General features: G+C 74.9%; 30 protein-coding genes. 20 read left to right on the plus strand and 10 right to left on the minus strand.

Annotated features, from left to right (window positions below; translation table 11 throughout):
• The first annotated feature begins 145 nt into the window (after positions 1 to 145).
• Positions 146 to 556 (plus strand): DUF2267 domain-containing protein, encoded by a 411-nt coding sequence (locus AC0OO9_RS27640; RefSeq protein ID WP_311410195.1) that lies wholly within the window; start codon positions 146 to 148, stop codon positions 554 to 556.
• An 80-nt stretch (positions 557 to 636) separates the two neighbouring features.
• On the opposite strand, the gene AC0OO9_RS27645 is transcribed toward AC0OO9_RS27640, so the two are convergent.
• Positions 637 to 1,803 carry a CaiB/BaiF CoA transferase family protein gene (locus tag AC0OO9_RS27645; protein WP_484513482.1) on the minus strand — a complete coding sequence of 389 codons (1,167 nt, stop codon included), beginning with the start codon at positions 1,801 to 1,803 and terminating at the stop codon, positions 637 to 639.
• A 73-nt stretch (positions 1,804 to 1,876) separates the two neighbouring features.
• Here AC0OO9_RS27645 and AC0OO9_RS27650 point away from each other — a divergent pair, with 73 nt between their 5' ends.
• The 8 genes from AC0OO9_RS27650 to AC0OO9_RS27685 all read left to right on the plus strand — a co-directional run bounded on the left by AC0OO9_RS27650 (position 1,877) and on the right by AC0OO9_RS27685 (position 7,816).
• On the plus strand, positions 1,877 to 3,055 hold the full coding sequence (locus AC0OO9_RS27650) for a glycosyltransferase (protein ID WP_484513484.1): 1,179 nt from the start codon (positions 1,877 to 1,879) through the stop codon (positions 3,053 to 3,055).
• The gene (locus AC0OO9_RS27655; protein ID WP_484513486.1) at positions 3,048 to 4,034 is read left to right on the plus strand and encodes a glycosyltransferase family 9 protein; all 987 of its coding nucleotides are present in this window, start codon (positions 3,048 to 3,050) and stop codon (positions 4,032 to 4,034) included. The genes AC0OO9_RS27650 and AC0OO9_RS27655 overlap by 8 nt, the downstream gene beginning before the upstream one ends.
• A 226-nt stretch (positions 4,035 to 4,260) precedes the next feature.
• A complete protein-coding gene (locus AC0OO9_RS27660) occupies positions 4,261 to 5,280 on the plus strand; it encodes a TerC/Alx family metal homeostasis membrane protein (protein ID WP_421449240.1) in 1,020 nt (339 codons plus the stop codon).
• A 79-nt stretch (positions 5,281 to 5,359) separates the two neighbouring features.
• Entirely contained in the window at positions 5,360 to 5,950 is a 591-nt protein-coding gene (locus AC0OO9_RS27665; protein WP_484518065.1) for a sulfite oxidase-like oxidoreductase, read from the plus strand.
• The gene (locus tag AC0OO9_RS27670) at positions 5,947 to 6,681 is read left to right on the plus strand and encodes a ferredoxin reductase (protein WP_484513488.1); all 735 of its coding nucleotides are present in this window, start codon (positions 5,947 to 5,949) and stop codon (positions 6,679 to 6,681) included. The genes AC0OO9_RS27665 and AC0OO9_RS27670 overlap by 4 nt, the downstream gene beginning before the upstream one ends.
• Positions 6,682 to 6,701: 20 nt before the next feature.
• Complete coding sequence (locus AC0OO9_RS27675) at positions 6,702 to 6,995, plus strand: DUF6510 family protein (RefSeq protein ID WP_484513490.1); 294 nt, start codon at positions 6,702 to 6,704, stop codon at positions 6,993 to 6,995.
• Positions 6,992 to 7,441 (plus strand): hypothetical protein, encoded by a 450-nt coding sequence (locus AC0OO9_RS27680; RefSeq protein ID WP_484513492.1) that lies wholly within the window; start codon positions 6,992 to 6,994, stop codon positions 7,439 to 7,441. The genes AC0OO9_RS27675 and AC0OO9_RS27680 overlap by 4 nt, the downstream gene beginning before the upstream one ends.
• A 174-nt stretch (positions 7,442 to 7,615) precedes the next feature.
• Positions 7,616 to 7,816: a GNAT family N-acetyltransferase gene (locus AC0OO9_RS27685; RefSeq protein WP_484513494.1), complete on the plus strand. Its 201-nt coding sequence runs from the start codon at positions 7,616 to 7,618 to the stop codon at positions 7,814 to 7,816.
• Between the two features lie 40 nt (positions 7,817 to 7,856).
• Here AC0OO9_RS27685 and AC0OO9_RS27690 read toward each other — a convergent pair whose 3' ends face one another.
• Both AC0OO9_RS27690 and AC0OO9_RS27695 read right to left on the minus strand, forming a co-directional pair.
• Positions 7,857 to 8,018, minus strand: coding sequence for a hypothetical protein (locus AC0OO9_RS27690; protein ID WP_165947859.1), 162 nt, complete (start codon positions 8,016 to 8,018; stop codon positions 7,857 to 7,859).
• A gap of 215 nt (positions 8,019 to 8,233) precedes the next feature.
• On the minus strand, positions 8,234 to 9,319 hold the full coding sequence (locus AC0OO9_RS27695) for a hypothetical protein (RefSeq protein ID WP_484513497.1): 1,086 nt from the start codon (positions 9,317 to 9,319) through the stop codon (positions 8,234 to 8,236).
• A 225-nt stretch (positions 9,320 to 9,544) separates the two neighbouring features.
• On the opposite strand from AC0OO9_RS27695, the gene AC0OO9_RS27700 reads away from it, so the two are divergent.
• Both AC0OO9_RS27700 and AC0OO9_RS27705 read left to right on the plus strand, forming a co-directional pair.
• The gene (locus AC0OO9_RS27700) at positions 9,545 to 11,698 is read left to right on the plus strand and encodes an amylo-alpha-1,6-glucosidase (RefSeq protein WP_484513499.1); all 2,154 of its coding nucleotides are present in this window, start codon (positions 9,545 to 9,547) and stop codon (positions 11,696 to 11,698) included.
• 51 nt (positions 11,699 to 11,749) lie between these two features.
• On the plus strand, positions 11,750 to 13,051 hold the full coding sequence (locus tag AC0OO9_RS27705; protein WP_484513501.1) for an NAD(P)/FAD-dependent oxidoreductase: 1,302 nt from the start codon (positions 11,750 to 11,752) through the stop codon (positions 13,049 to 13,051).
• Between the two features lie 109 nt (positions 13,052 to 13,160).
• On the opposite strand, the gene AC0OO9_RS27710 is transcribed toward AC0OO9_RS27705, so the two are convergent.
• Together AC0OO9_RS27710 and AC0OO9_RS27715 are read right to left on the minus strand one after the other, a co-directional pair.
• The gene (locus AC0OO9_RS27710) at positions 13,161 to 13,955 is read right to left on the minus strand and encodes a spermidine synthase (RefSeq protein WP_484513503.1); all 795 of its coding nucleotides are present in this window, start codon (positions 13,953 to 13,955) and stop codon (positions 13,161 to 13,163) included.
• A gap of 62 nt (positions 13,956 to 14,017) precedes the next feature.
• On the minus strand, positions 14,018 to 14,998 hold the full coding sequence (locus tag AC0OO9_RS27715; RefSeq protein ID WP_484513505.1) for a DUF2267 domain-containing protein: 981 nt from the start codon (positions 14,996 to 14,998) through the stop codon (positions 14,018 to 14,020).
• A gap of 213 nt (positions 14,999 to 15,211) precedes the next feature.
• Here AC0OO9_RS27715 and AC0OO9_RS27720 point away from each other — a divergent pair, with 213 nt between their 5' ends.
• A complete protein-coding gene (locus AC0OO9_RS27720; protein WP_484518066.1) occupies positions 15,212 to 15,526 on the plus strand; it encodes a hypothetical protein in 315 nt (104 codons plus the stop codon).
• Between the two features lie 73 nt (positions 15,527 to 15,599).
• Here AC0OO9_RS27720 and AC0OO9_RS27725 read toward each other — a convergent pair whose 3' ends face one another.
• Both AC0OO9_RS27725 and AC0OO9_RS27730 read right to left on the minus strand, forming a co-directional pair.
• Entirely contained in the window at positions 15,600 to 15,944 is a 345-nt protein-coding gene (locus AC0OO9_RS27725) for an STAS domain-containing protein (RefSeq protein ID WP_484513507.1), read from the minus strand.
• Positions 15,945 to 16,001: 57 nt separating this feature from the next.
• Positions 16,002 to 16,346, minus strand: a complete 345-nt coding sequence (locus AC0OO9_RS27730; protein ID WP_484518067.1) for an STAS domain-containing protein — start codon at positions 16,344 to 16,346, stop codon at positions 16,002 to 16,004.
• A gap of 247 nt (positions 16,347 to 16,593) precedes the next feature.
• Here AC0OO9_RS27730 and AC0OO9_RS27735 point away from each other — a divergent pair, with 247 nt between their 5' ends.
• From AC0OO9_RS27735 to AC0OO9_RS27755, 5 genes are all read left to right on the plus strand, one after another.
• Complete coding sequence (locus tag AC0OO9_RS27735; protein WP_484513509.1) at positions 16,594 to 18,354, plus strand: PP2C family protein-serine/threonine phosphatase; 1,761 nt, start codon at positions 16,594 to 16,596, stop codon at positions 18,352 to 18,354.
• Complete coding sequence (locus tag AC0OO9_RS27740; protein ID WP_484513511.1) at positions 18,351 to 19,403, plus strand: cobalamin B12-binding domain-containing protein; 1,053 nt, start codon at positions 18,351 to 18,353, stop codon at positions 19,401 to 19,403. The genes AC0OO9_RS27735 and AC0OO9_RS27740 overlap by 4 nt, the downstream gene beginning before the upstream one ends.
• An 85-nt stretch (positions 19,404 to 19,488) precedes the next feature.
• On the plus strand, positions 19,489 to 19,836 hold the full coding sequence (locus AC0OO9_RS27745) for an STAS domain-containing protein (RefSeq protein ID WP_484513513.1): 348 nt from the start codon (positions 19,489 to 19,491) through the stop codon (positions 19,834 to 19,836).
• A 70-nt stretch (positions 19,837 to 19,906) separates the two neighbouring features.
• Positions 19,907 to 20,353 carry a response regulator gene (locus AC0OO9_RS27750; RefSeq protein WP_421449262.1) on the plus strand — a complete coding sequence of 149 codons (447 nt, stop codon included), beginning with the start codon at positions 19,907 to 19,909 and terminating at the stop codon, positions 20,351 to 20,353.
• Between the two features lie 161 nt (positions 20,354 to 20,514).
• Positions 20,515 to 21,063, plus strand: coding sequence for an ATPase (locus AC0OO9_RS27755; protein ID WP_484513516.1), 549 nt, complete (start codon positions 20,515 to 20,517; stop codon positions 21,061 to 21,063).
• A 38-nt stretch (positions 21,064 to 21,101) separates the two neighbouring features.
• On the opposite strand, the gene AC0OO9_RS27760 is transcribed toward AC0OO9_RS27755, so the two are convergent.
• The gene (locus tag AC0OO9_RS27760) at positions 21,102 to 21,950 is read right to left on the minus strand and encodes a hypothetical protein (RefSeq protein WP_484513518.1); all 849 of its coding nucleotides are present in this window, start codon (positions 21,948 to 21,950) and stop codon (positions 21,102 to 21,104) included.
• A gap of 220 nt (positions 21,951 to 22,170) precedes the next feature.
• Here AC0OO9_RS27760 and AC0OO9_RS27765 point away from each other — a divergent pair, with 220 nt between their 5' ends.
• Positions 22,171 to 22,296 carry a hypothetical protein gene (locus tag AC0OO9_RS27765; protein WP_484513520.1) on the plus strand — a complete coding sequence of 42 codons (126 nt, stop codon included), beginning with the start codon at positions 22,171 to 22,173 and terminating at the stop codon, positions 22,294 to 22,296.
• 65 nt (positions 22,297 to 22,361) lie between these two features.
• Here AC0OO9_RS27765 and AC0OO9_RS27770 read toward each other — a convergent pair whose 3' ends face one another.
• A complete protein-coding gene (locus AC0OO9_RS27770) occupies positions 22,362 to 22,790 on the minus strand; it encodes an OsmC family protein (protein WP_484513522.1) in 429 nt (142 codons plus the stop codon).
• Between the two features lie 167 nt (positions 22,791 to 22,957).
• Positions 22,958 to 23,911 (minus strand): serine/threonine-protein kinase, encoded by a 954-nt coding sequence (locus tag AC0OO9_RS27775; RefSeq protein ID WP_484513524.1) that lies wholly within the window; start codon positions 23,909 to 23,911, stop codon positions 22,958 to 22,960.
• A gap of 172 nt (positions 23,912 to 24,083) precedes the next feature.
• On the opposite strand from AC0OO9_RS27775, the gene AC0OO9_RS27780 reads away from it, so the two are divergent.
• Together AC0OO9_RS27780 and AC0OO9_RS27785 are read left to right on the plus strand one after the other, a co-directional pair.
• The gene (locus tag AC0OO9_RS27780) at positions 24,084 to 24,317 is read left to right on the plus strand and encodes a hypothetical protein (RefSeq protein ID WP_151456525.1); all 234 of its coding nucleotides are present in this window, start codon (positions 24,084 to 24,086) and stop codon (positions 24,315 to 24,317) included.
• A gap of 186 nt (positions 24,318 to 24,503) precedes the next feature.
• On the plus strand, positions 24,504 to 25,250 hold the full coding sequence (locus tag AC0OO9_RS27785) for a response regulator transcription factor (protein WP_484513526.1): 747 nt from the start codon (positions 24,504 to 24,506) through the stop codon (positions 25,248 to 25,250).
• The last annotated feature ends 18 nt before the right edge of the window (positions 25,251 to 25,268 follow it).

Below are 25,268 nucleotides of genomic sequence, written 5' to 3' on the forward strand. Positions count from 1 at the left end.
TCCTCCGGGGCATCGATCCGGTCACGACCGGCGGCGGTTACCCGCCCGGCGGGCCGTCACGCGCCGTCCCGCGCGGAAATCCCCGTCGTTTCCCGGCCGCGCCGGCGGGTACGCGCAGGCCCCGACGCAGCCTGAAGGAGCCCGGATGAACTACGACACCTTCGTCGACCAGGTCGCCCAGCGCACCCGCACCTCCTCGGAGCAGGCGGTGACGCTGACCCGGGCGACGCTGGAGACCCTCGCCGAGCGGTTGACCGGCGGGGAGGTGCTGGACCTGGCGGCCCAGCTGCCCAAGCCGTTGCAGCTCGTGTTGAAGCCGAGCCCGGGTACCGAGTCGGCGGAGCGGTTCGGCGCGGCCGAGTTCGTCGCCCGCGTCGCCGTGCGGGCCGGGGTGACCGAGCCGGCGGCGCGCGACGCCGCCCGGGCGGTCTTCGTCACCCTGCGTGAGGCGATCAGCGGCGGCGAGTTCGACGACGTGGTGGTGCAGCTCCCGCGCGACTTCCGGGACATGGTCGAGCCCGCGATGGCGCCGGGCGCCACCCTGCGCCGCTCCTGACCCTGCCGCCCGCCCGGCGACGCCGGCCGGACGCCCACCCGGCGGTGCCAGCCGGGACGACGGGGCGGTGGTGCGCCGCCTCAGGCGACGGCACCGGCGGCGCGCAGGGCGGCGACCCGCTCCGGGGCGAAGCCCGCCCCGGCCAGCAGCTCGTCGGTGTGCTCGCCCGGCTGGGGCGGGGGGCGGCGCAGCGCGGTGGGAGTGCCCGAGAAGCGGGGCGCCGGGGCCGGCTGGGTGACCCCGTCCCGATCCACGAAGGTGCCCCGCGCGGCCAGGTGCGGGTGCTCCGGCGCCTCCCGCCAGTCCAGCACCGGCGCCACGCAGGCGTCCGAGGAGCCCAACAGCGCCGTCCACTCGTCCCTGGTCCGGGTGCGGAACAGCCGCGCCCACGACCGGCGCAGCGCCGGCCAGTTCGCCGGGTCGGTGCGGTCCAGCGCCTCGTCCGGGGCCAGCGGGAAGCCGGAGCGCCGGACGAGCTCGTCGTAGAACCGCGGCTCCAGCGCGCCGACCGCCAGATGCCGGCCGTCGGCGCACTCGTACGTGTCGTAGAAGGGAGCGCCGCCGTCGAGCAGGTTCACCCCGCGCGGGTCCTGCCACATGCCGAGCCGGCGCAGCGCGTGGATCTGGGTGCTGAGCACCGCCACGCCGTCGACGATGGCCGCGTCGACCACCTGGCCCCGTGCGCCGCCGCGCACCGCGTACAGGGCGGACACCAGGCCGAGGGCGAGCATCATCCCGCCGCCGCCGAAGTCGCCGAGCAGGTTCATCGGCGGCACCGGGCGCTCGCCGGCCCGGCCGATCCCGTGCAGCGCGCCCGTCAGCGCGAGGTAGTCGATGTCGTGCCCCGCGTACGGCGCCGCCGGGCCGTCCTGGCCCCAGCCGGTCATCCGGCCGTAGACCAGCCGGGGGTTCGCCGCGAGGCAGTCCGCCGGGCCGACCCCGAGGCGCTCGGTGACCCCCGGGCGGAACCCCTCGATGAGCGCGTCGGCGGCGGCGACCAGGGCCAGCACCACCTCCCGCCCGCCGGGGGACTTCAGGTCGACCCCGATCGAGCGGCGTCCCCGGTTGAGCAGGTCCGGGTGCGGGGTGCCGAAGGCGTCCGGGTCGACGTCCGTGGCCCGGTCCACCCGGACCACGTCCGCGCCCAGGTCGGCCAGCATCATCGCGGCGAACGGGCCGGGACCGATGCCGGCCAGCTCGATCACCCGTACGCCGGCCAGCGGGCCGGCCGGGACGTCCTCGGTCATCGGCACACCATAGGCGAGGCGCGTTTGCGTCGTAAGGGGCCGGGAACCCGCCCGCCGAGAAGCGGGAGGTGGCGTGGTCGACGACCGGATCAGGGTGGCCATGCTGCACGGTCCCGGTCGGCCCGACGCCGACGGCGTCAGCGACTACGTGACGCACCTGGTCGAGGCGCTCGACGGCGTCGGTGTCGAGGTGACCCCGGTGCCGGTGCGCCCCGACGCCGACCGGGAACGCTGGCGGGCCGCCACCGCCCGGGCCGCCCGCCGGGTCCGCGAGCTGGCCCCCGACGTGGTGCACGTGCAGTTCGCCCCGTCGGCGTACCGGTTCTCGGGGCAGCCCGGACTGCTGCCGTGGCGGCTGCCCCGGCGGGTGCCGCTGGTCACCACCCTGCACGAGTACGGCTGGTGGACCTGCCCCGGCTGGCTGCCGACCCGGCTCTGGTCGGCGCTGGAGCGGGTCCGCTGCTGGGACCGGGAGTCCGGCCGGCTGGTGCCGGCCAGCGCGGCCGTGATCGTCACGAATCCCGGCCACGGCGACGTGGTCCACGCGCGTACCGGCCGGCGGGCCACGCACATCCCGATCGCGCCGAACGTCGTCGACCGCGTCGGCGCGTCCACCGCGGGGGCGCGGCTGCGGGCGGAGCTGGGCCTGCCGGAGGGCGCGCCGCTGCTGGCCTTCTTCGGCTTCGTGCATCCGGTCAAGGGGCTGCGGTACCTCATCGAGGCGCTGCCGGAGCTGCGTCGCGACCATCCGGACCTGCGGCTGCTGGTGGTCGGCGGGTTCACCTCGCAGGCGCTGCCCGAGGGGGAGGCGCGCGCGTTCCGCGCCGAGCTGACCGGGCTGGCCCACCGGTGCGGGGTGGCCGACGCGGTGACGTTCACCGGGCACCTGCCCGCCGAGCGGGTCTCCGCCGCGCTGCACGCCGCCGACGTGGCGGTGCTGCCGTTCACCACGGGGGTGAGCACGAAGAGCGGCGCCCTGCTCGCCGCGCTCGCGCACGGCGTGCCGACCGCGGTGACGCAGTCCGACGCCGGCGACGACGGACCGCACCGCAGCGGCGCGGTGGCGGTGATCGGCGCCCGCCGGGACAGCGCCGCGATCGCGCGTACCGTCGGCAGGTTGCTCGCCGATCCGGTGCTGCGCCGCCGGCTCGCCGAGCGGGGGCGGGCCTTCGCCGCCGCGTACTCCTGGCCGAGGGTGGCCGCCGCGCACCGTGACCTCTATGCGCGGACCCTGGGGCGCGCGGATGCCTGACCGGTACGCGGACATCCTGGTGGTCGACCTGCTCGGCGGGATCGGCGACCTGCTGATGCTGCTGCCGGCGGTGCACGGCCTGGCCCGCCGCAACCCCGGCGCGCGGCTGCGGGTGCTCACCCACGACCCCGGGGCGGACCTGGTGCGCGCCGACCCGGCGGTCGCGGAGGTGCGCACCCCCCGGCACGGCCGGCCGGGCGCCGAGCGGGAGGCGGTCGTCGAGGCGCTCGCGGCCTGCCGGCCGGACCTGGCGGTCGCCACCACCCGCTACGACGGCATCCCCGACCTGCTCGAGGCCGGCGCCGGGCGGGCCGTGACGGACCTGTGGCGCGATCCGCCGCCGGAGCAGCCGGTCGGCGACCGCTACCTGGAGATCCTCTGCGCCGAAGGGCTGCTCGGCGCTGCCGACCGGGCCGCCCGGCCCCGGGTCCACCTCGACGACGGGGCCCGGCGCGCGGGGGAGCGGGCGGTGGCCCGGCTGGTGGGGGAGCCCCTGGCGCCGCCGGTGGTGCTCGTCACCGACGCCGGGATGGCGGTCAAGCGCTGGCCGGAGAGGCACTGGCGGGGGCTGGCCCGCGCCCTGACCCGGCGCGGACACCCGGTGCTCACCGTCGGCCCGGTCGACGCCGCCGCGCCGGTCGGGGCGCCGCTGCCCCGAGCCGACCTGCCCACCCTCGCCGGGCAGCTCGCGGCCGTGGGCCGGCGCGGCGGCGTGGTGGTCGGGCCGGACACCGGGCCGGTGCGTCTCGCCGCCGCGACGGGCGCCGCGACGGTGGCGCTGTTCGGCCCCACCGACGCCCGGCGGTACGGGATGGGCGGCACCGACCTGCAGGGCCTGCCCGGCTGCGGGTACCGGCGTCCCACCGCCATCACCGAACAGCCCTGCTGGTGGGAGGCGCGCTGCCCGCTCGACCCGGCCGGCCCGGCGTGCATGGCCGACCTCGACGTGGCGGCCGTGCTCGCCGCCGTCACCCGCTGAGCTGGGACGAAAGCCCCTCGAAGCCCCAGATCACGCCTTGCGCGCGTGATCTGGCGTGCCCCGTTTGCCGAGCCCACGGGCCTGCCCTAACCTTGTCGCGACGAGGGGAGTACTTCCCACGAGCCATCCCGGTCAGTACGGCGTGCCCGGAGCGCGCCTCGGGTGGCTGCCCACGGAAAGTGGGTGAAGGAGACCTCGAACATGACAGGGTGTTCGAGGAGGCTCCATGTCCGATTTGCCATATCTTGCTGCCACCGGTCTTCAGTCGGTGGGCACCCCCACGCTGTGGGGCGTCACCATCGCCGCCGTGATCGCCCTGCTGGTGCTGGACTTCCTGGTCACCCGGAAGCCGCACGAGGTGTCGATGCGGGAGGCGCTGGGCTGGTCCGCCTTCTACATCGCCCTGCCGCTGGCCTTCGGCGCCTGGATCTGGTCCCGCTTCGGCTCCCAACAGGGCGTGGAGTACCTCACCGGTTACCTGGTGGAGAAGTCCCTCTCGGTCGACAACCTGTTCGTCTTCATGCTGCTGCTGGCCGCGTTCGCGGTGCCGGCCGAGCTGGCCCAGCGGGCCCTGCTCTACGGCATCACCGGCGCGCTCCTGCTGCGCGCGGTGTTCATCGCCATCGGCGCGGCGGCCCTGCAGACCCTGGACTTCGCCTTCCTGCTCTTCGCGATCATCCTGCTGCTCACGGCGGCGAAGCTGCTGCGCGACGCCGTCACCGGGCACGAGCAGGAAGTCGACATCAGCAAGATGCGTTCGGTGCGGCTGCTGCGCAAGTTCATGCCGGTCACCGAGGAATACCACGGCCCGAAGATGGTCGTGCGCCTCTCCGGCCGGCGTACGCTCACCCCGTTCGCCCTCGTGGTGACGGCGCTGCTCGCCACGGACATCGTCTTCGCCGTCGACTCGGTGCCCGCCGTCTACGGCATCACCGAGGACCCGTACCTGGTCTTCGCCACCAACGCGTTCGCCCTGCTGGGGCTGCGGGCGCTCTACTTCGTGCTGCACGCCGCGCTCAGCCGGCTCGTGCACCTCAGCTACGGCCTGGCGATCATCCTGGCGTTCATCGGCGTCAAGCTCGGCCTGCACTGGGCGCACGGCATCTGGCCGGGCGTGCCGGAGATCCCGACCCTCGCCTCCCTGGGCGTCATCATCGGCGTCCTGGTGATCGTCACCCTCACCAGCCTGCGGGCCACCAGCAAGGCCGGCCGGGGCGAGAAGGAAGTCGTGGTCGAGCGGAACTGAGGCGTCACCCGTCGCGGTGCGGATCCGCCGACCGCGCCTCGCCACCCGCCCCGGGTGGTACGACTGACGGGTGGGAATCGTGTCACCGGGCTTCCAGGGCCGGCCCCGCTCCGCGGAGCCGGCCCTGCCGCCGGGGCAGTACCTGACGCAGGACTTCCCGGTGCTCTCCGCCGGCCCGACGCCGAGGGTGCCGCTGGAGACCTGGGAGTTCGTCATCTCCACCGAGTCCGGCGCCGAGTTCCGCTGGAGCTGGGACGAGCTGATGGCGCTGCCGCAGGAGACCCCGGCGGTCGACATCCACTGCGTCACCCGCTGGTCGAAGCGGGACACCGACTGGCAGGGGGTCTCCCTGGACACCCTGCTGGCGGGCGTCGACACCGATGCCCACTACGCGCAGGCCCACTCGTACGGCGGCTACACCACGAACCTGCCGCTGGCCGACCTGCGCGGCGGGCGGGCCTGGATCGCGCACCGCTACGACGGCGGCCCGCTGCCGGCCGAGCACGGCGGCCCGGCCCGGCTGCTCGTGCCGCACCTCTACTTCTGGAAGTCCGCCAAGTGGGTGCGCGGCATCCGGCTCACCACGGACGACCAGCCCGGATTCTGGGAGACCGCCGGCTACCACGACTACGGGGACCCGTGGCGTGAGCAGCGGTACCAGGGCGATTGACCGCCCCGCTGCGCTGGCGGGTGGCCCGGCTGCGCGAGCGCCGGGTGGAGACGCCCACCGCGCACACCCTGGTGCTGGAGGCACCCGGCTGGCCGGGGCACCTGCCCGGGCAGCACGTCGACGTTCGGCTGACCGCCCCCGACGGCTACCAGACGGCGCGGTCGTACTCGCTGGCAGGTCCGGCAGAGGGCGACCGGATCACGCTGACCGTGCAGCGGGTGCCCGACGGCGAGGTGTCGCCTTACCTGATCGACGTCTACGCCGAGGGCGACCCGGTGGAGGTGCGCGGCCCGGTCGGCGGCTGGTTCGTCTGGCGGCCGGAGGAGACCGCCCCGGTGCTGCTGGTGGCCGGCGGCTCGGGCGTCGTGCCGCTGATGGCGATGGTGCGCGCCCGCCGCGCCGCCGGCAGCCGGGTGCCGTTCCGGCTGCTCTACTCGGTGCGCACCCCGGCCGACGTGTTCTACGCCGACGAGCTGCGCCGCCGGGTCCGCGACGACCTGGGCCTGGACGTCGCGTACGTGTACACCCGCGAGGCGCCGCAGGACTGGCGGGGCGAGCCGCACCGGATCGGGCTGGCCGACGTCAACAGCCACGGCTGGCCGCCCGAGCTGGAGCCGCTCTGCTACGTCTGCGGGCCGACCGGCTTCGTGGAGACGGTGGCGGACCTGCTCGTCGGGCTCGGCCACCAGAGCCGGCGGGTGAAGACCGAACGGTTCGGCCCGACCGGCTGAGCGTCGAGGAGGAGCGCCCGATGACCGATACGTCGTACCTGGACGGCAACATGCTCGACGGCCCGCTGCGGGAGTTGTTCGCCGTCGACCTGAGCAGCGCCGCCGGGCGGTGCGAGCACTGCCGCACGCAGGGCCCGCTGGCCGGCCTGCGGGTCTACCCCCACGCCCCCGGCCTCGTCGGCCGCTGCCCGAACTGCGCCGAGGTGATGCTGCGGCTGGTCCGCTCGCCCGGGCACGCCTGGCTGGACCTGCGCGGGGCCACCTTCCTGCGGGTGCCGATGCCGCCGGAGCAGCCGTACCCGGGTCCGCTGTGACGGCGGGGGAGGGCGACGCGGCAGCGGCGGCCGGGTCGGACGGGGGCGGCGCGGTGGGCGAGGACCTGCGGGCGCGGTCGGCGTCGGAGGTGTTCGACGACCACCTGCGGCTGGCCGCCGAGCACCGGTTCGCCGAGGACCTGGCGCGCAACGTGTCGCCGTCGTGCGTGGTCCTGGAACGGCGCGGCGTGTTCCGCGGGCACGCGGGGGTCGGGGAGCTGGCGCGCCTGCTGGAGGAGGAGCTGCCCGGCGCCCGCTACGTGTACACGAACCGGATGGTCGAGGGCCGGGTGGCGTTCCTGGAGTGGACGGCGCGGATCGAGGGCGTACGGGTCTGCGACGGGGCGGACTCGTTCCTCATCGAAGAGGGCTGGATCGTCGCCCAGACCATCCACTACACGCTGGAGCGGGTCGACGACGGGGCGGACCAGCCGGCCGGTCCGTGAGGGCCGGGGCGTCCGCGACCCGCTGGACAACGCCGGGTACCTGATCTGCGACCGGGACAGCGGGGCGATCGCCGGCTACGTGAACATCAGCGGGATCCTCATGGGCGCGTTGCGCGGCGGCTACCTCGGTTACGCCGCCTTCCAACCGGACACGCCTTCGCCGGCATCGGCCTGGTGGTCCGGCACGCCTTCGACACGCTCGGCCTGCACCGACTGGAGGCGAACATCCAGCCGGGCAACGAGCCGTCCCGACGGGTGGCCCGTAAGCTCGGTTTCCGGCTGGAGGGTTACTCGCCGGACTACCTGTTCATCGACGGGGCGTGGCGCGATCACGAACGGTGGGCGATCACCGCCCCGTGTCCCGCCGGCGGATAGGCCGGTGGCGGCACGTCACGGCCGCCACCGGCCACCCGGGTCAGCGCCCGGGCCGGCGTGCCTCGGGCCGCTGGCCGTCGAGGCGCACGAAACGCCCCTGCTTGTGCTCGACGCGCCGGCGTTGCCGGGCCGTGAGCTGCGGGCGACCGCTCTGCCGCAGGTAGATCGGCTGCCGCCGGTCGTTCGACATCGGTGTGCTCATTGGCGCTGTCCTCCCGTCGCTCGGGTGGCGGTGGAGCACCACCGTGCCGCCGGGGCGGGTGAGGTGAACCCACCCGCCCCGGGTGATCCGGCGCGGCCCAACCGGCTGCGGTCGCCTGGACGGCTGCGGTCGCCTGGACGGCTGCGGTCGCCTGGACGGCTGCGGTCGCCTGGACGGCTGCGGTCGTCTCGGAAGCGGGAGGCGGCCGTGGCGAGTCAGGCGCGGGAGGTGAAGGTCGCCAGGAACCGGTGCGGGGTGATCACCCCGGCGTTGTCGAAGCAGACCACGTCCACCTCGACGTCGAGCGCGGTCGACCAGGGCTGGGTCAGGTGGCAGTAGTTCGACCCAACCCCCTGCGCCACCACCTGGGCGTGCGTCTCCGCGACTCCGAGCTGCGGGAACTTCGCCAGGTAGCGGCCGGCCGGGGCGATCGCCGCGACGGTGTTGGCGCCGACGCCGAGCACCGAGTTGTCGTTGGTCGGCCCGCCCACCGCGGTGCCCAGGTAGCCGAAGCGCGACGGCGGGGCGAGCGAGCCGATCACCGGCCGCCGGCGGTGGTAGGACAGGACGAAGTCGGTGGCCGCCGGCGCGCCGGCCTGGTCGAAGCAGGACACGGTTGCGGCCACGTCGACGCCGGAGAAGGACCAGCTTTCGATCTTGCAGCGGCGCGGTGCCGCGTTCGGCTGGACCGCGGTGACCTGAACGTCACCGGCCAGCGCGCCGGCGAGCCCGACGCCCGGCAGCTTCACCGCCCACTGGCCGACGCCCAGCGGGCCGAGGCCGTTCGCCGCCCCCGTCGAGTTGTACGACTGGACCAGCGCCCCGCCGGCCTGCTGGGCGTACGCGTGGGCGGTGCCCGCCGGCAGTACGCCGCTGCTGGTGGTCCACATGACGGTGAACGGGGTGTCGTCGCGGTCCCCGCCCGGCTTGTGGCACTGCACGTCGACGATCTGGTCCGCGCCGGAGGAGAACCAGCGGACGACCTCGCAGTAGTGGCCGGTGCGGTTGACCGGGGTCACGTGGGGCACTCCCCGCGCGCCGGCGCCGATCTGGGGGAAGCGCACCTGGAACCGGCCCGGGGCGAGCTTGCCCCCCTGCGCCCAGGCGGCGGGGAAGGCGGTCTTCCAACTGCCCCACTGCCGGGTGGTGTCGAGCACCGTCCAGGCCGGCACGGTCGGGTCCTTGACGTAGGCGAAGCCCCATCGGTCGGCGGTGGCCGCCACGGCCGGGCCGGCCGGCGCGAGCACGCCGGCGGCCAGCACGGCGGTCAGCGCGGCGGCGGCGAGCGAACGGAGTCGCATCTTTCCTCCTGATGACGACGGTCGGGTCGGCAAGCAGCGTGCGCCGCCACCGGGGCCGTCACTGTCGGCAACCGCACAGTCGCGTGTCGCAAGTCCGCCGCTGTCGGCACTCCGGCCTCGGGCCCGTCGGCCGTGGTTCCACCCGGCGTCCCCCGTGACCGGTTCCGCGCCGCTTCACCCGGAGCGGGTGATGACGGACAGCGACGGTCTTCCTACGGTGGAGGCATGGCTGTCGTCCGTCCGACCCCCGCCGACCCCACACCCGGCCTGCGGGCCGCCGCCGGGCAGAGCGGCGACCAGCGGGCCATGCCGCCCGAGCTGGGCCCGGACTCCATCGCCGTGCTCAGCGGCCCGACCTTCATGTACTCCGACCCCTGCGGGGACGTGCCGCCAGGCAGCATCGGCGGCCTGGTGCACCTGGACACCCGGCTGCTCAGCGGCTGGGTGCTCACCGTCAACGGCGAGCAGCTGCTGGTGCTGCGCGCCGAGACCATCGACCACTACTCGGCCCAGTACGTGCTGACCAATTCGGCCCAATCCGGCCTGCCGCCGGACAGCCTGGGCATGCGGCGGCTGCGGTACGTCGGCGACGGCTTCCACGAGCGGGTGGAGATCGTGTCCTTCCGGCCGGAACCGGTCCGGTTGGAGCTGCGGCTGGCCGTGGGCGTCGACTTCGCCGACCTGTTCGAGGTCAAGTCGGGGGTTCGGGACCGCTCCGCCGAGATCACCCGCAGCCACGCGCAGGACGGCTCGGAACTGTGCTTCACGTACGCCCGGGGCGACTTCGCGGCCGAGACCCGGGTCTGCTGCTCCCGGCCGGCGGACCGGGTCGAGGGCGACGACCTCGTCTGGGACATCACCCTGCACCGACGGGAGGAGTGGTACGTCGACCTGCACGTGCCGCTGCCACCGGGAATGGGGGTGGTGGAGCCGGTCCAGGGCGACATCGCCGACGTGTTCCACCGCCGCGCCGACGACCCGGTGCGCCGCTGGGCCCTCGGGCGGGCTGCGCTGCGCAGCGACAACCAGGCGCTGGCGCGGACGCTCGAGCAGACCCGCGACGACCTGGCGGCGCTCCGACTCGACCTGGAGGTCAAGGGGCAGCGGATCATGCTCCCCGGCGCCGGCCTGCCCTGGTTCCTCTCCGTCTTCGGTCGCGACACGCTGATCACCGCGTACCAGACGCTGGTCGCGGGCCCGGCCCTGGCAAAGGGCGCGCTGCTCGCGCTGGCCCGGTTGCAGGGCGAGACGTGCGACGACTTCACCGACGAGGAACCCGGCAAGATCCTGCACGAGGTGCGCAGCGGCGAGCTGACCCGGACCGGACAGAAGCCGTACGGTCCCTACTACGGCAGCGCCGACGCCACCCAGCTCTGGCTGGTCCTGCTGTCGGAGTACTGGCGGTGGACCGGCGACGACGAGACAGTGCGCTTCCTGCGCGACAACGCGCTCGCCGCGCTGCACTGGATCGACCGGTACGGCGACCGCGACGACGACGGCTACGTCGAGTACGCGACGCGCTCCCCGGAAGGGCTGGGCAACCAGTGCTGGCGCGACTCCCCGGACGGCGTCTGCTTCGCCGACGGCCGCATCCCGGTGTTGCCGATCGCCACCAGCGACCTGCAGGGCTACACCTACGACGCGAAGCTGCGCCTGGCCGAGCTGGCCGACGGGCCGCTCGCCGACCCCGACCTCGCCCGCCGGCTGCGCGCCGACGCCGAGACGCTGTACGAGCGCTTCAACCGCGACTTCTGGCTCGATGAGCGGGGCGGCTTCTACGCGGTCGGGCTGGACGGCGACAAGAACCCGATCGACTCGAAGACCTCGAACATGGGGCACCTGCTGTGGAGCGGAATCGTGCCACCGGAGCGGGCCGGCACAGTGGTGCGGCAGCTGATGAGCGAGGACATGTTCTCCGGCTGGGGGATCCGCACGCTCTCCTGGGACGAACGGCTCTACAACGCCCTCGGCTACCACCTGGGCACCGTCTGGCCGCACGACAACTCGCTGGCGGCGCTCGGCATGGCCCGCTACGGCTACCGGGCGGAGGCGAACCGGGTGAGCCTCGCCCTGCTCGAGGCGGCCGAGCAGTTCGGCCACCGGCTGCCGGAGGCGATGAGCGGGTTCCCGCGGGAGCGGCTGCTCTTCGCGATCCCGTACCCGACCGCGTGCAGCCCGCAGGCGTGGGCGGCCGGCGCGCCGCTGGCCCTGGTCCGGGCGATGCTCAACCTGAACCCGGTGGACGGCCGGCTGGTCCTCGACCCCGACATCCCGCACGAGATCGGACGGATCGCCGCCGAGCGGGTGCGGGCGTTCGGGCGGTGCTGGGAGGTGGAGGCGGTCGGGCAGACCGGGCACGTCCGGCTGGCCGAGTGCTGAATCGTCCGACCCGCCACGTTTGCCCCGCTCCGGGGTGGGAACGGGGCGGCAATGACGAAACCTCGTGTGGTGATCGTGGGGGCCGGGTTCGCCGGTTACCACGCGGCGAAGACGTTGAGCCGGCTGGCCCGGGGCCGGGCCGAGATCGTGGTGCTGAACTCCACCGACTACTTCCTCTATCTGCCGCTGCTGCCCGAGGTGGCCGCCGGCGTGGTCGAGCCCCGCCGGATCTCCGTGCCGCTGACCGGGACGCTCGACGGGGTGCGGGTGCTCATCGGCGAGGCCGACCACGTGGACCTGCAGAACCGCTGGGTCGGCTTCACGCAGCCGGAGGGGGACCGCAACCGGATCGCGTACGACCGGCTGGTGCTGGCCGTCGGCAGCGTCAACAAGCTGCTGCCGATCCCCGGTGTGACCGAGTACGCCCACGGCTTCCGTGGCCTGCCCGAGGCCCTCTACCTGCATGACCACGTGATCCGGCAGATCGAGCTGGCCGAGCAGACCGACGACCCGGCCGAGCAGCAGGCGCGCGCCACGTTCGTGGTCGTCGGCGCCGGCTACACCGGGACCGAGGTGGCCGCGCACGGCCAGCTCTTCACCGACGAGCTGGTCTCCCAACGCCCCCGCCTCAAGATCCGCCCGAAGTGGATGCTGCTCGACGTCGCGCCCCGGGTGCTGCCCGAGCTGGACCAGCGGATGTCGGAGACCGCCGACCGCGTGCTGCGCCGCCGCGGCGTGGACGTGCGGATGGGCACCTCGGTGGCCGTGGCGACCGCCGACGGGGTGACGCTCACCGACGGCGACTACGTGCCCACCTGCACCCTGGTCTGGTGCGTCGGCGTGCGTCCCGACCCGTTCGTCGCCGAGCTGGGACTGCGCACCGAGCGGGGCCGCCTGGTCGTCGACGAGTACCTCACCGTCCCCGGCTTCCCCGAGGTGTACGCCTGCGGCGACGCGGCCGCCGTGCCGGACCTGGCCCGCCCGGGGCAGATCTGCACCATGACGGCGCAGCACGCGCAGCGGCAGGGCAAGCTGGCCGCGCACAACATCGCCGCCTCCTACGGGCAGGGGCGACGCAGGCCGTACAAGCACCACGACCTGGGCTGGGTGGTCGACCTGGGCGGCAAGGACGCGGCGGCGAACCCGTTGAAGGTGTCGCTGTCCGGGCTGCCCGCCAAGGCGGTCACCCGCGGCTACCACCTGCTGGCGATGCCGGGCAACCGGGCCCGGGTGAGCGCCGACTGGATGCTCGACGCCGCGCTGCCGCGCCCGGCCGTGCAACTCGGCCTGGTCCCGGCCAACGCCGTGCCGCTGGAGAGCTCCTCGCCGGAGGTGGCCGTCCGCGTCCGCTGACGTGAAAGGAAGGGCACCTTCCTGACGTTTTCGGTAGAGGAAGGGCCCCTTCCTGACCCGAGGGCGGCGCACCGTGCGGCGCGACACGAGGGTGCAGGGGCGGGTCGCCTCAGCGCGGGGCGAGGGCGGCGTCCGTGGCGGGACGGGCGCCGGCGACGAACTCGTCCAGGGTCGGTCCGTGCAGCACCCCGCCGGGCACCGGATCCCGTGCGACCCGCGCCGACAACCGGGCCACCGGCAGCCGCCCGGGGCGCAGCGCGGCGGCGAACACGACGTTGCCGTACCGCCGCCCGCGCAGCATCCGGCGGTCGGCGACCAGGCAGACGTCGGCGAAGACCGCCCGCAGGGTGGCCGCCTGGACCCGGGCGAAGACCAGCGGCGGCAGGTCGGTCACGTTGACCAGGAGTACGCCGTCGGGGCACAGCGCCCGGGCCACCTCGGTGGCGAACTCGACGCTGCGCACGTGGGCGGGCATCCGCGCCGCCCGGTAGATGTCGGCGAGCACCAGGTCGAAGCCGGCCGCGGGCGCCCGGGTCACCGCGTCCCGGGCGTCGGCCACCCGCACGTCGACGCCGGCGGGCGGTGCGGGCAGTTCCCGCGCCACCAGGTCGACCACGGCCGGATCGCGTTCCACGACCAGTTGCGGCGAGCCGGGCCGGGTGGCGGCCACGTAACGGGGCAGGGTCAGCGCGCCGCCGCCCAGGTGCAGCACGGCCAGCGGCCGGCCGGGTGGCGCCGCCAGGTCGGCCACGGCGGCCATCCGCCGCACGTACTCGAAGTGCAGGTGCCGGGGGTCGGCCACGTCCACGTAGGACTGTTCCACGCCGGCGGCGAGGAGCGTACGCGCGGTGGGGCGTGCCGGGTCGACGACCAGCTCCAGCCGGGGCACGTCGGAGGGGTCCACCCCGGCAGGCTAGCCGAGCCGGGGCGGGCCGGCGGGTGGACGTCCGCCGGCCCGTACGCCGGTCAGCCTGCCGCCATCCCGGCGCCCGCCTCGTCGATGGCGTCGTCGACGGCGTGGGCGAGGTCCACGTCCATCGCGGTCACCGCGCCGGCCTGCCGGGACCGTACGGTCAGCACGGCGGTGTCCGGGTCGGGGCGGCCGATGCGCGGGCCGCGACCGGTCTCCTGGCGCAGCCGGTCGATCCGGTCCAGCACCCGGTCCAGGTTGTCCGCCGGCAGCTCCAGCGTGCGGGACAGCGCCTCACCGTCGCCGGACCAGTAGGGCAGCGCGCTGAGCGCCTCCCGCAGGTCGGTGTCGCTCAGCGGGGGCGTCGCGCTGGCCGCGCCGACCACCCCGCCGCCGACGGACGGCGGTTCCAGCAGGTCACGCAGGCCGTCCGGCACGTGTAGCGACTCGATCAGGTCGCCGTCGTGGTCGGCCAGCGCCGCCACGGTCGCCTCCGCCTGGTAGCGGGCCTGTTCCGGGGTACGGCCGCTGATGCGGCCCACCTCGGCCAGGAAGCCGGGCAGGTCCGGGCGTCGCCTGATGCCGTCCACGGGGAGGACGTCGTGCAGCTTCGTCGGCACCGCCGCCAGCAGCCGCCGGCGTTCCGCCTCGCCGAGGGCGAAGGCCAGGACCAGCACGGTCGACTCGACGCCCACCTTGGCGGTCCGGAAGTCGGTGCCGGTACGTCGGACGACGTCGTCGACCAGCGCGTGGTAGCCCAGCGGGATCCCCTCCGGCGCACCCGAGCCCCGGTCGGGCAGGGGGCGGGGGGACTCCGGGACGCCCGCCGCTGGCGGGGCCGGCCCACCCCGCGTGCTGTCCGGCTTGTGGCGGCTGCCGGCCGGCGGCGGACCGGCGCGCTTGCCCTGCTCCAGGTGGGTGAGCTGCTTGGAGGCGCTCAGGCTGGCCCCCGTCTCGCTGGCCTGCATGCCGCGCTCACGGGCCTGGCGGGCCAGCGCGCGGCGACGTTGGTTGTCGCCCTCCATCTGCTTGCGCATGGTGACACCTCGCTTCCGCTGGTGTTCCCTCACTTCCGCCGGTCGCCTTCCCGCCGGCGCCGGCACCGAAACGGACGCCGACGGCCGGGCCGGTGACGCCCGGATGGGCGGCGGGACAGCTTCATCCGGCGGGGGTGAGGGGCGGTCACCCGGCGGGAGCCGACGATCGCAGCGGACCGGAGAACTTCCGAGCACGCGGAAGGACAGGTCGTGATGAAGCGGATCGTCGAGATCGTTCCCGCCCGACCCGGCTGGTACGCCCGCTGGCGCCTCTCGCCCGAGGACACCCGCTGCTACCCGGTGAGCCTGTGGGCGCTGCTGGAGGAGGGCGACGGCTCGGGTCGTGAGGTGGTCGGGGTGGACTGCATCGGGCAGTGGCCCGGGGCGGACGACAACGAGGCGGGTGGGGTGTTCGTCCGCTATCTCTTCCAGACTCCCGATTCCGGGCCGCCGGAGGACGCCGAGCCGCCGACGACGGGGCAGCGGCGGACCAGCGGGCCCCGGCTGCAACCGCTCACCGCACCCTGAACCTCACTCCGGCCCCCGGCCCCTGGTCCCAGGGTCGGGGGCCACCCCTCGCCTGCGGGGAGCCCGGCCGGCCTCAGCCCGCCCGGCGGGCGGCGCCGTCGCTGCCGGGTTCCACCGCGAGCAGCTCGGTCAGGCCGGTGCGGTCGAGCAACTGCTGGAGCTGGGGATTGACCCCGGTGAGACGGACCGCGCCCGTGCCGTCGTGATGGGCGGTGAGGAACGCGCTGAGCCCGGACGAGTCGCACAGGCTGACCGCGCTCAGGTCGAACAGGAGCTCCTGGTAGCCGTCCCGGCGCAGCTCGGCGACGGCGGCGACGAGTTCCGGGGCGGTGTCGAAGTCCAGCTCACCGGACAGCCGGAGCCGGGCACGCCCGGCGTCGAGCCGGGTCACCTCGATGGTCAACAGCTGAGCGGCCATGCGCCCATGTTCCCAGTCGCGGGCCCGGGTGCAAAGCCGGGGGCCGGGCGGCGCGCGTCAGGCCGTGCCGGCGGCGCCCTCCGTCGCCGCCAGACCCTCGCCGAGCGGTCGGGCGAGCAGGCCCGTGACGCCGGTCATGTCGAGGATCGTCGCCAGGAACCGGGGCACGGCGCACAGCCGGAGGGCGGTGCCGCACTGCTGCCCCTCGCGCCACGCGTGCACGATCACCCCCAGGCCGGTGCTGTCGATGAAGATCAGGCCGGTGAAGTCGAGGACGAGGGCCGGCGGAGCGTCGGCGAGGATCCGGTCGACCTCGGCGCGCAGCGGCCCGGCGGTGGTGTAGGCGAGCTCGCCCCCGACCCGGATGAGCGGTGTGGCGGGATCCGACCGGTCGACGGTCATGCTCAACGGAGTCGCCTCGGGTTGGCTCCGACGGGACAGCACGATCACGTCCTTTCGCAGGCCGCCGAGGGGCGGGGACGCAGGGATCGTAACAACGCGCCGCAGGTCCCGCCGGGCACCGACGCCGACCGCACGACGGGCGTCGGGTGGCGTTCGCGGCGCACGGGCGTAGGGTGGGTGCGAGAGATCCGACCACCTGTGCTGCCTCCCGGTGGTACGGGTTTCGACAAGGAGTGGGGCTCAGCCGGTGACTGCTGCGGACGTCCGGGACTCAGATCCCGGCGACGGGCGGGTCTCCACCCCGAGTGCCGCACGGGCCACGGCGTGGTCCGCCGGCGCCCCGGCACGCCCGGCCTCCGCGCTCCCCGCCCTGGCGGCCGACCGGGAGCACGCGGCGCCCGACTGGTCCGAGGTCGTCGAGCACTTCCGCGAGGGTCTCGTCGTCTGCGACGCGCACGGCGTCGTCCGGCACGTCAGCCCGGTGGCCGAGCGGCTGCTGCCCGAGGTCACCCCGGGCGAGCTGCTCGTGGCCGCCAACGTCGCCGGGCTGACCGCCGACGGCGAGTTCACCCACCGCGACCGCCGGCTGCGCGTGCGCCGGGTGCCGCTGTCGGCCGCCCGCTGCTGCTGGTACGTCGAGGACGTCACCGAGAGCGTCACCCGCGCCGACGCCCTGCTCGCCGAGCGGGCCCGCTCGGCGTTCCTGGCGGTCGTCGGCGAGAAGCTCGGCAACCCTCTGCACCCGGACCGGGCCGCCGCGGCGGTGGTCCGTCTCGCCGTGCCGACGCTGGCCGAGGTGGCGGTGCTGGTGCTGGCACCCCGTTCCGGTCGGGCGCGCTGGTGGCGGGCCGCCCGCAGCGACGACGACGCCCCGGTGGTCGACAGCGGCATCCTGCCCGCCGTCGACCTGCCCGCGGCGATCACCGAAGGGCTGGACGGCGGGGAACCGCACACCCTCGACTGGCTGGCGGAGCAGGCCGCTGAGGCCGGCTGGCTGCCCGGGCTGACCGCGGCGGAGGCCTGCGTACGGGTGGTGCCGCTGCCCGGTCGCGACGCCCCGGCCGGCGTGCTGCTGGTCGCGCGGCGCGTCGAGCGCTGGTACGACGAGGCCGACGTGGACCTGGCCCGTGCCTTCGCGGCCCGGGCGGGGGCGGCGCTGACCACGGCGTTGCTCTACCGCGACCAGGCCGAGGTCGCCGACACGCTCCAGGCGAGCCTGGTGCCGGTGGAGCCGGCCGAGGCGACCGGGGTGCAGTGGGGCACCGCCTACCGGCCGGCCCAGGCCGGGTTGCGCATCGGCGGCGACTTCTACGGCTCGCACCGGCTGGCCGACGGCGGCTCCGTGTTCTTCCTGGGCGACGTCTCCGGCAAGGGCGTCGAGGCGGCGGTCTTCACCGGCCAGCTGCGTCAGTGCCTCCAGGCGCTGCACCGGGTCGAGTCGCAGCCGGGGCGCCTGCTGAAGCTGCTCAACGACGCGCTGCTGGAGACCAGCCAGGCGCAGGGGCAGGGGCGTTTCGCGACAATGGTGCTGGGAGTGGTCCGCGCCCACCGCGAGGGCGGCCTGACCCTGACCCTGGCCGGCGGCGGGCATCTGCCGCCCCTGGTGCTGCGCGCCTCCGGCGAGGTCGAGCCGGTCCCGCTGTCGGGCATGCTGGTCGGCGTGGTGCCCGATCCCCGGATCGGGGAGGTGACCGTCCGGCTGGAGCCGGGCGAGACGTGCCTGCTCTACAGCGACGGGGTGACCGAGGCGCGCGGAGGCCGCCGCGGCAACGAGCAGTTCGGCACGGAGCGGCTGGTGCACGCGGTCACCGGCTGCCAGCGGATGCCCGCGCCCGCCCTGGCCGAGCGCGTCGAGCAGGTGACCTGCGACTGGCTGGCCCACGGCGACCACGACGACATCGCCGTGCTCGCGCTGCGCGCGACCGGTCCGGGCGGGCGTACGGCCAGGCACCTGCACGCGGTGCCCGACGCGAGCGGCGCCGCCGAGCCGAGGGAGACCCGGCCGTGACCGCCGCCGCGACCGCCGACGCCACCCTGGCAGGCGCCTGGCCCGGATACCTGGACTCCCTCCAGGAGGCGGACGAGTACGCCGCCATCGAGGTGGCCACCGGCCTGCTCGAGGCCGGCGTGCCCGCCGAGCGCGTCCTGCTCGACCTGGTCGCCCCGGCGCAGGCCGAGGTGGGGGAGCGGTGGGCGCGCAACGAGTGGAGCGTCGCCCAGGAGCACGCCGCGACGCACATCAGCGAGCGGGTGGTGGCGGCGGTGGCCGCGTACGCGAACCCGCGCCCGACGCGGGGCCGGGTGGTGGTGGCCTGCATGGACGGCGAGTGGCACGCCCTGCCGCCCCGGCTGGTCGCCGAGGTGCTGCGGCTGCGGGGCTGGCAGGTCACCTTCCTCGGCGCGAGCGTCCCCGCCCCGCACCTGGTGTCGTACCTGCACCGCCACGACGCTCACGCGGTCGCGCTCGCCTGTGCGCTGCCGATGCGCCTGCCGCACGCGCACCGCATGATCGAGGCGTGTCGGCGCGTGGACGTCCCCGTGGTGGTGGGGGGTCGGGGGTTCGGCGCGGACGGCCGCTGGGCCCGGCGGCTCGGTGTGGCCTGGGCGCCCGACGCCCCGACGGCCGCGAACCTGATCGGCGACGAGCGCGCGCTGCGCCGCGTCCCGCCAGCGGAGTTGAGCCACCTGGCCGACGACGAATACACCAGCCTGCTCAAGCGGCGCGGCGAGCTGATCGACGGCGCGCTGGCGGACCTGCGGGAACACGACCCGGGGATGCGTGACTACACGCCAAGTCAGCTGGACTCCACCGTCAGCGACCTTGGCTACATCGTGGACTTCCTGGCCGCCGCGCTCTACGTCGACGACGGCTCGCTGTTCACCGAGTTCGTCGACTGGCTGGTCGAGATCCTCACCAGTCGGGGTGTGCCGGCCCCCGCCCTGGGGTCGACTCTGGGACACTATGGTCGGGTCCTGCGCGACTTTCCCCGGGCCGCGCGGTTCCTCGGGGCGGCGCGGTCGTCCCTGGCCAGGGCGGGCGACCCCGGGGCGCGATGAGCGCCGGTGCGGCCGTGTCGGGCGCCCCTGCTTATACTTGCCACACTGCAAGCATCCGCCTGCGGTGGAGTGAGGGGGTCCAGGGGTGACGTTCACGGTCACGTACGCCGACCGCGACGGCGGGGCGACGCGCCTGCGGCTGGCCGGCGAACTCGACCTGAGCACCGCGCCCGAGCTCAACGCCGCCATCGACCGGCTGGTCGACGCTGGCGAGCGCCGCCTGCTGGTGGACCTGACGGAGCTGACCTTCTGCGACTCCACCGGCATCGCCGCCTTCGTCCGGGCTGACAACCGGGTCGCCGCCGACGGTGGATGGTTGCGGGTCACCGGCGCCACCGGCCGGGTCGACCGCGTGCTGCAGGTGACAGGGCTGGCCGAGGTGCTGAGCCACGAGTCCGGCAGGGCCGACCCGACGGCGCGGTCCGCCGGCTGATGGGCTAGATTTCCCCGCCGGCACAGAGCGCCTCGCGATTCTCCGTTCCACCGACCCGAAGCAGGTAGTGATGGGTGCAGACACCCCGAGTCCGGTTCGCATCCTGGTGGTGGACGACGACCCGGGCGACGTGTTGATGATCGAGGAGGCCCTCGCGGACTCCGACGTCGACAAGGTCATCGACGTCGTCAGCGACGGCCAGGAGGCGATGGAGTTCCTGCGCCGCGAGGGGCGGCACGCCGACGCCCGGCGGCCGGACGTCATCCTGCTCGACCTGAACATGCCCCGGATGGACGGGCGTCAGGTGCTGGGTGAGGTCAAGAGCGACGAGGACCTGCGCACGATCCCGATCGTCGTGCTGACCACCTCCAACGCCGACACGGACATCGTGGGCAGCTACACGCTCCAGGCCAACGCCTACGTCACCAAGCCGATCGACCTGGACGACTTCAACGACGTCGTGCGCCGGATCGACGAGTTCTTCGGCCGGGTGGTCGTGCTCCCGAAGCGCTCCTGAGGCGCCCCCGGGCGGATCGTCCCCCGCCGGGTCGCGCGCCGCGCCCGGCCTTGCGGGCGTCCGCATGGTGAACATTTTTCCCGAAGCCCCTCGGCTGCCGCCCCCAGCGCCGAGGATCCAGGGTGGGGAAGGAAACCACCGGCTGCCTGGGGGGCGACAGTATGAGGTTCTGCGTCGTGGAGACCGGCTACGACCAGCGGCAGGTCGATTCCTGCCTGGACGAGATCGGCGTCCGGCTGGCCCGGCTCGCCGCCCGGACGGAGGGCGCCGCGAGGGCCGGTCGCGAGTGGGATGAGATCCGTGACGAGGCGACGGCGCTGCGCGGCCTGCTCGAACGGCTGGACCTCGGTGACGCGGACCGGGCCCGGCGCGGGGCGCATGACGCCGATCGCGAGGCGGTCGACCTGCTGGCCCGGGCACGGGTCGAGCTCGACGCGGCCCGGGAGGAGGCCCGGCAGGTGCGCGAGCGCGTCTACGCCGAGGCCGTGCAGGCCCGCCGGGACTTCGAGGCGGCGCTGTACGTCCGGCGTAGGCGTGAGGCCCGGGTGGACCGGATCCTCGAGGGGCTGACCGTCGAACCGGTCCCGGCGGACACTCCGACGGCCGCGGCCGGGGTGCCCGGAAGCGGGGTGCCGGCTACCCGGATCGCCGCCCGTGGCGGCGCGGACGCGTCCAGCGAGCCGCCGGGCGGCCGCGCCGGGATCCGCTGACCCTCCGGCCCGGGACCGGCGCGGTCAGCCGGCTGCCGTCAGGTCAGCGCGGCGACGACCGTGGTGGCCAGGCCCTCGTGCTGAGCGTACGCGTCGGGGAAGGCCGAGACCTGCACGGCCTGGGCGGCGCCGGCCACGCTCATCTGCTGCCAGCCCGGGACGTCCCGCAGCGCCTCGTAGAAGGCCCGCGCGGCGTACGACGGGCGCATCAGCTCGCGTACGGTGCCCCAGCCGCTGCTCGGGCGCTGCTGGAACAGGCCCACGGAGTCGTGGTCGGAGCCGCTGCCCTGGTGCGGGTACCGGCTGGACTCCGGAAGCACGTCGCTGGCGAGGTTGTAGAGCCGGCTCTCCTGCATCGCGGTAGCCACGGCCACCACCATGGCGCGGCGCGGCATCTTCAGCTCGGCGCCCACGTCGACGATGATCTTGGCGTTGTCCATCTGCGCCTGGGTGAGCCCGGCGACCGGGCGTGGGCGGGGTGGCGGGGCCGGCTTGCGCGGGGCCTTGCGGGTGGCCGAGGGGGTCGGCTTCGGCGTCGGACTGGTGCTGAGCGAGGGCGAGGGCGAGGGCGAGGCGGCCCGGTCCAGGGACCGCGAGGCGCGGTCGTCGTCGACGGCCCGCTCGGCCAGCGCCTCGGCCACGGGTTCCCGCGCGGCGTCGGCGTCCTCGCGCGTGCCGGCGAACGCGGCCACGCCGAGGCAGCAGGTCACGCTGGTGGCGAGCGCGACCCGGACGGGGGTCGAGGAGAGCAGGGCCCGGCTGCCGCGGCGCTGCCGTTCCGCGGCGCGATGACGGCCGGCCGTCCGTTCGGTTGAGGCGGGATCGTCCGGGCGGGCGGCCGGGCGATCCTGGGTCAGCTTCTGGTCGAGGGGATCGTCGGGGTGCACCCGCCGAGGCTAGAAAGGCGAGCGCGTCTTGCCATCGGCCTGGTTGGTGGCATGCGCCACATTTTGCGCCGATCTGCGGGCCGATTACCCCCGGCAGGCCATCAACGCCGCCAATCGCTCTTGTCGACTCTTTCGCATATATCCGATTAGGGATAGCTAAGCGGGCGGAGAGCCGATCGCGGACTCGGGTGCCGGGCCGCCGCCGAGCCTCCACCGAACGGTGGAGGCCGCCCTGGGCCACCCGCCCGACCACCCGTCGGCCCCCGAGACGACGGTGCGGGTCGTACTGGCGGCGACGGTGCGGGTCGTACCGGTGGCGTGGCGCAGGCCGTACCGGCGGCGGTGAGTGCTGGAGCTGCCGGCGGTGGTGGTGGAGCTGCCGCGCGTCGCGGGTACTGCCGGCAGGCCGGGTCAGTGCCGCCCGTTCTCCGCCGGGGTGACGGTGAGCCGGTGCCGGCTGCCGTCGCCGCTGGAGAAGGGCCACAACCGGTCCGCGTGCTCGACCAGCGCGGCCAGCTGTTGCCGGCTCAGCCCCGCGGACGAGATGGAGGCGTGCACGTCGGCCCGGTACCGGCCGTCGTCGTCGCGCCCGAGCTTCGCCTCCGCGCGTACCTGCACGGTGTGCGCCTCGTCGGTGATCTCGCCCGCCGCCTCCACCGCCGCGTGGTGCAGGCAGGACGCGAAGGCGGCGGCGAGCAGCTGCTCCGGGGTCAGCCCCGAGCAGTGCGGCGCCAGTGGGGACGCCAGGGCCGTGGACAGGCTCCCGTCGTCGGTGCGTACGTGGCCGCCCTCGGCGGTCGCGGTGGCCGTCTCGTTCAGCCAGGAGCTCGATTCCGGCATCGCGTTCCTCCCGTCGCTCACCCGCCCGGCTACCCGGCCCCCGGACGGTGAAACGCGGGCGACGGGAGGGCGGCCCGAAGGACGCCGGATGGATCGGCCCCACGACGCCGACCTGGCCGGGCCGCGCAAGGAGGCTCAGCCGGCCCGGCCGGGCCGCGGGAGGAGGCTCAGCGGGCCTGGGTGGACCAGTCGGGAACGGGGGCCGCCTCGGTCGCCTCGGCCGCCGCCCGCTCGGTCCACGGCGAGATCGACCCGCCGCGCTGTCGTGGCGCCATGGGCTGCCCCAGCGGCACGTACACGCGGGCGTCCACCGCCTCCGCCAGCAGCAGGGCCGCCATCAGGCTGGACGGCCGGTCGGCCGGGTCGTCGGCCAGGCAGCTCGCGCACAGGTCGGCCACTTCCGGCGGCAGCCCCTCGATCTCCGGCAGCGGCAGCGGCGGTTGCCGCCGGCGCGCGCCGAGCAGCTGGGTCGGGGTCGTGGTGCCCGCCTGGTACGGCAGCCGCCCGGTCAGGCAGTAGTAGAGCAGGACGCCGAGGGCGTACATGTCGGCGGCGGGTGTGACGGGCGCCCGTTCCAGCTGCTCCGGCGCGAGGTAGGCGGGCGTGCCGACCACCATTCCCTCCGGTGACCGGTCCGGGGTGCCGGACGGGGTGGCGATGCCGAAGTCGAGCACCTTCACGCCGGCCGGGGTCAGGATGACGTTCGCCGGCTTGACGTCGCGGTGCACGATGCCGTGCGCGTGCGCCGCGGCCAGCGCGGCGCTCACCTCGGCGCAGACCCGTACGGCGATGCGCCAGTCCAGCGGTCCGGTCCGCAGGTGCGCGGCCAGCGTCTCGCCCTCGGCCAGTTCCATGACGATGTAGGGCACCTGGCCCTCGGGGCCCGTCCCGCAGGTGCCGAAGTCGTGCACGGAGGCCACGTTCGGGTGCACCAGCCGGGCGGCGGAGCGGGCCTCCGCGCGGATGCGCTCCACAGAGGTGTCCTGGCCCTCCTGCCCGGGAGACATCACCTTCACCGCGACCGGCCGGTCCAGCACCGCGTCGTGGGCCCGCCAGACCTCCGACATGCCGCCGATGCCGATGCGCTGTTCGAGCCGGTATCGCCCGTCCAGCGTTCTCATCGACCGCTCCCTGCTTCTCCTGGCCCGTCCCTCGACAGGTCCCCAGGGCAGCGGTACCCGACCTCCGATCAGGGCAAACCGCTGCCGGATCCGGGCGGGGCCGCCCACCGCTGCGGTAGCTTGCGAGCCAGGGCCGCTGCCGGGGCGGGACTGCGGGAAGGCGGGCGCGCGGATGAGCGAGGTGACCGTACGCTTCGTCGGCGGCCCGGCCCACGACCTGGTCCGGTCGGTGCCCGCCGAGCCGGACGGCTCCCCGCCCGCGCACTGGATCCTGCGGCACCCCGACGGCGCCGGGCCGGCCACGGCCGGCGGACCGGACCACCTCTACCAGCGCGAGCAGCCCACCGGCGGCGGCACCTGGACGATGCGCTTCGTGCACACCTACCCGGTGGGCATGACCGAGTGAACTCGCCCGTCGCCCGTCGCCCGTCGGGCGGACGGCCGGTGGGCGTGGCCGGGCCAGCACGGCGGCGACGACCACCGCCACGTCCCGGGCGGCCGGCCGCCCGGCGGCGGACGGGGCGGCCGGCACACAGCGGGGGCACAGGTGGCGCACAAGCCGGGCACAGCGGCCCGGAGCACGATGGGGGCCATGGTGACGGACGGGCAGGTCGGGGCGGGCCGGATCGAGCTGCGCCGGCCCGACGGGGAGCCGGTGCGGGTGCTGGTGGTCGACGACGAGCCGACCCTGGCCGACCTGCTGTCGATGGCGTTGCGCTACGAGGGCTGGCAGGTGCGTACGGCGGGCGACGGCACGTCGGCGTTGAACGCGGCGCGGCAGTTCCGGCCGGACGCCGTGGTGCTCGACGTGATGCTGCCCGACCTGGACGGCTTCCAGGTGCTGCGCCGGCTGCGTGAGCAGGCCCCGACGGTGCCGGTGCTCTTCCTGACGGCGCGGGACGCGGTGGAGGAACGGATCGCCGGGCTGACCGTCGGCGGCGACGACTACGTCACCAAGCCGTTCAGCCTGGAGGAGGTGATCGCCCGCCTGCGGGCGCTGCTGCGGCGCTCGGGCTTCGCCGTCGCCGCCCGCCCGGACGCGGTGCTGACCGTCGGCGACCTCAGCCTCGACGAGGACAGCCACGAGGTACGCCGCGACGGCTGCCCCGTCACGCTCACCGCGACCGAGTTCGAGCTGCTGCGCTACCTCATGCGCAACCCGCGCCGGGTGCTCAGCAAGGCGCAGATCCTCGACCGGGTCTGGAACTACGACTTCGGCGGCCAGGCCAACGTGGTGGAGCTGTACATCTCGTACCTGCGGAAGAAGATCGACGCGGGCCGGAAGCCGATGATCCACACGCTGCGCGGCGCGGGGTATGTCCTCCGGCCGGCGGAGTGAGCGGGCCGCCGGCCGGCT

The sequence above is a fragment of the Micromonospora sp. USAFONa4 genome, from assembly GCF_057197825.1.